Source organism: Nonomuraea sp. NPDC050663 (assembly GCF_044456985.1).
GTDB lineage: Bacteria > Actinomycetota > Actinomycetes > Streptosporangiales > Streptosporangiaceae > Nonomuraea.
On record NZ_JBITGL010000004.1, the window covers coordinates 486,839 to 490,746 of the forward strand.

Annotated in this window: 2 protein-coding genes; both read right to left on the minus strand. The window is 71.1% G+C overall.

Annotation, left to right across the window (positions count from 1 at the left end; genetic code table 11):
• Window positions 1-10: 10 nt before the first annotated feature.
• Window positions 11-3,070, minus strand: coding sequence for an amino acid adenylation domain-containing protein (locus ACIBH1_RS15405; RefSeq protein WP_397314368.1), 3,060 nt, complete (start codon window positions 3,068-3,070; stop codon window positions 11-13).
• 2 nt (window positions 3,071-3,072) lie between these two features.
• Entirely contained in the window at window positions 3,073-3,894 is an 822-nt protein-coding gene (locus ACIBH1_RS15410; protein ID WP_397314369.1) for a hypothetical protein, read from the minus strand.
• Window positions 3,895-3,908: the final 14 nt, after the last annotated feature.

Below are 3,908 nucleotides of genomic sequence, written 5' to 3' on the forward strand. Positions count from 1 at the left end.
TCTTACGGATTCAGCCGGCCGCGCGCAGCCTGCGGGCCAGACCCGCCGGCGTCGGCTCTTCGAAGACGTCCTTGAGCTTGAGCCGGATCTGCGTGGCTCGCTTGATCTCCTGGAGCAGCTGTACGGCCAGCAGCGAGTGGCCGCCCATGGCGAAGAAATGACTGTCGGGTCCCAGGTCGCCGCGGCTGAGCATGGCCTTCCAGAGCCCCACCAGCGTGTCGACGAGCTCGTCGCCGCTGCTGTCGGTCAGTTCCTGCGTCGCGCCCACCGCGACGCTGCGCAGCTCGGTCGCCAGCCGGCGCAGCGCCGGATAGTCGACCTTGTCGTTGCCGGTCATCGGGAAGGAGTCGAGGGTGACGTACTCCTGCGGCGTGGCCGCGAAGGGCAGCGACGCGCTGGCGTGCTCCCACAGCTGCGAGGTCACCTCGGGGTTGTCAGGCGCCACCACGAACGCCCACAACACGGCGTCGGCGCTGGGGTCCCCGACGACCACCACCGCCGCCGCCCGGACGTCCGGATGAGTCAGCAGCGTGCCCTCGACCTCGGCCAGCTCGATGCGGTTGCCGCGCAGCTTGATCTGGCGGTCGAGCCTGCCGAGGATCTCCAGGCGGCCGTCCAGCGTCCACTGGGCCAGGTCGCCCGTGCGGTAGAAGCGGCCGTACCAGGCGTGCGTGCCGAACCGCTCGGAGGTCAGCTCGGGGCGCCGGTGGTAGCCGATGGCCAGCCCGTCACCCGAGATGCACAACTCGCCACGGGTCCCGATCGGCAGCGGGCGGCCGCTGGGATCGGCCACGTACACCTTCGTGTTCGCGATCGGCACGCCCACGTCCACGCGGACGTGGGAGGGGTCGATCCGGCCCGCCGTGGACCAGATGGTCGTCTCCGTCGGGCCGTACACGTTGTAGAGCTCGCACCCGGTCGTCGTGAGCCGGCGGGCCAGCACGTCGGGCATCGGCTCGCCGCCGCACAACACGCGGCGGCCCGCCAGCAGCGGCGCGACCTGGTCGATCACCAGCCGCCAGGTGGTCGGCGTGGCCTGGACGATGGACACGTCGTAGCGCTGCAGCGCCTCGGCCAGCGGCTCGCCCTGGGTCCTGGCGTCATCGGGCGCCACGGCCAGCCTGGATCCCGCCGTGAGAGGCAGGAACAGCTCCAGGGCGGAGATGTCAAAGCTGAAGGTGGTCAACCACAACACGGTGTCGTCCGGGCCCGCGGCGAGCTGCCGCGCGAAGTGGGCGATCAGGTTGGCGAGGCTGTGGTGGTCGATCAGCGTGCCCTTGGGCAGGCCGGTCGAGCCGCTGGTGTAGATCAGGTAGGCGCAGTCGGAGGGCGTGATCGCGAAGGCGGCGGCCACCTTGCCGGTCACCGGGCGCACCGAGTCGACCGGCACCAGCGGCAGGACGGTCCGCTCGCCGGGGACGATGATGCCCTCCCCGGCCAGCACCACCGCGGCGCCGGAGTCGTCGAGCTGGTAGTCGAGGCGCTGCTCCGGGTGGTCGGGTTCGAGCGGGAGGTAGGCCGCCCCCGCCAGCCAGACGCCGAGCACCGCCGCGGCCAGCTCGGGGCCGCGCCGCGCCAGGAGCGCCACGACGTCACCGGTGCCGACCCCCGCCTCCGCGAGCCGGTCGCGGGTGGCCTCGGCCGCCGCCCACAGCCGTCGCAGCCCGACGGCGCGGTCGCCGTCGAGGACCGCCACGACGTCCTCCTCCGGCGCGCGGGACACCCGGCCGGCGATCATCTCCAGCACCGTCGCCGGGGTGACCGAACGCTCGGTGGCGTTGGCCATCTCGATGGCCGCCCGGTCCTGGTAGCACCAGACCGACGTCTCGCCGAGCGGCCGGTCCGGGTGTTCCGCGAGCGTGACGAGCATGTCGTCGTAGCGGGCCAGGAGCAGCTCCACGTCGGCCCGGTCGAGCACGTCGACGCAGAAGGCCGCCCTGATCTTGATCGACTCCGGCGTGGCCGTGACGAAGAACTCCAGGTCGAACTTGCTGGCGCCGTTCTCGACCACGACCGGCTCCGCGCGCATGCCGTCCAGGACGAACTCGCCGCCGAGGTCGGCCGGGATGTAGTTGAAGGTGTGGCGGAACAGGTTGTTGCGCCAGCCCTCGCGCGCGACGAGCTCCAGCAGCTCGTCCACCGGATAGTCGGCGTGCGCCATGGCCTCCATGAACGTGCGCCGGGTCTGGCGCGTGTAGGTGCGGAAGCTCTCCGCCCAGTCGATCTGCGTGCGCAGCGTGAGGACGTTGATGTGGTAGCCGATGGCCATGCCGGCCTCGGGGGAGCGGACGCTGACGGGCGAGCCCATCGTCAGGTCCGGGCCCGCGCCGTGGGCGGCCAGCAGCACACCGTAGGCGGCCATGAGCACGACCGACTCGGGGGCGCGCAGCTCGCGCTGCATCTTCCTGGCCGCCGCGGCGGCGGCAGGAGTCAGCTCCCAGTTGACGATGTCGCCCACGAGCGTGGTCTGCGAGGCCTCCGGCTTCTCACACCACAGGTCCAGCTCGGCGGCGCGGAAGCCGGCCAGCTTGGTTCGCCAGTACTCCGCGCTGCGCGCGTCGGCGGGCGGCTCCTCCCAGGCCGGCCTGACCGCGGGGACGGGCGCCACCGCGGCGGCCAGGCCGTCGTAGAGCGCCACCAGCTCGTTCAGCAGCAGCGCCGCCGACAACCCGTCGAAGATCGCGTGATGGATCGCCAGGCAGTACAGCTCGCCGTCCGGCTCCTCGACGACCGCGGCACGCACCAGCAGCTCGCCCTCCGGCTGGAAAGGCCGGGCGAGGAAGGCCGTCAGCCACGGCCTGGAGTCGCCCGTCTCCAGAGACAGCTCGATCTCCTCGATCGGGACGACCTGCCGCATCATGCCCTGGGCCTCGATGCGGAAGACCGTCCGCAGGATCTCGTGGCGGTGCAGCAGGTGGCCGACCGCCTCCAGGAAGCGGGGACGGCTCAGCCGGCCGGCCACCCTGAAGGCGACGCTGAGGTTGTTCACCCCGGTGCCCGGGACGAGTTCCTCGAGCATCCACAACGCCTGCTCCTTGCGGGTGGCGCGGGTGCCCAGCATCTGTTCCATGGTCATCTCTCCAGTACCTTGGTCACGGCCCGGGCGATCTCCTCGGACCTGAACAGGTCCGCGTGCGGCCTCTCGAACTCCAGCTCCTCGGCCACCTGCGGCTCGATGCCGGAGGCCCGCGCCTTCTTCAGCCCGTTGAGCTGGGAGGAGGAGCTCACCACCACCGCGCGCCGCCAGGAGTCCCACGGGTCGAACTGGTCGGCCAGGCTCATGAAGGACAGGAAGGCGCTGAACGTGCCGAGCATCTCCTCGGCGTACTCCATGTCGAGCCCGGCCCGCCCGAAGGCGTTGTGCGCGACCTGGCTGAAGGTGGCGTACAGCTGCTCGGCGTAGCTCTCGATCGTGACGCCCTCCTGGTGGAGCAGGCGGTCCCTGGCCTCCTGGGTCACGGCGACGTCCTGCTGGCTCAGGATCGAGGAGAGGATCTCGAAGACCTTGCCGAACTGGAAGTAGACGTTCGCCAGGCTGGTGGGCTCGGGGTCGAACAGGATGAGCGCGGGGGCGCGCTCCTGCGTCCCCGCGAGCCGGTCGGCGAGCTCTCCGGCGTAGACGGCGCCGACGCAGTACCCCATGACCGCGCGCACGGTCTTGCCGCTCGCGGTGACCGGCTCCAGCCACGAGGCCAGGTACTGCTGGCCGTCGATGCCCGAGCCGGGCGCCACGCCGGGAGGCTCGACGTGCCAGAAGGTCGCATCGATGTCCACGCGGGCGACCAGCTCGGGAAAGCCGGCCTCGGCCCGGCCGGTTCCGGTGAAATCGATGCAGAGGACGAGATCCGAGGAGTCGGATTCCTTCAGCGTCGTCCAGGCGGTTACCAGGTTCATGATCACTTCCTTGG

What these genes read in the sequence shown, in the direction of transcription:
- ACIBH1_RS15410 (WP_397314369.1), bottom strand. Translation starts at nt 3,894, where the DNA reads ATGAACCTGGTAACCGCCTGGACGACGCTGAAGGAATCCGACTCCTCG.
- ACIBH1_RS15405 (WP_397314368.1), bottom strand. Translation starts at nt 3,070, where the DNA reads ATGGAACAGATGCTGGGCACCCGCGCCACCCGCAAGGAGCAGGCGTTG.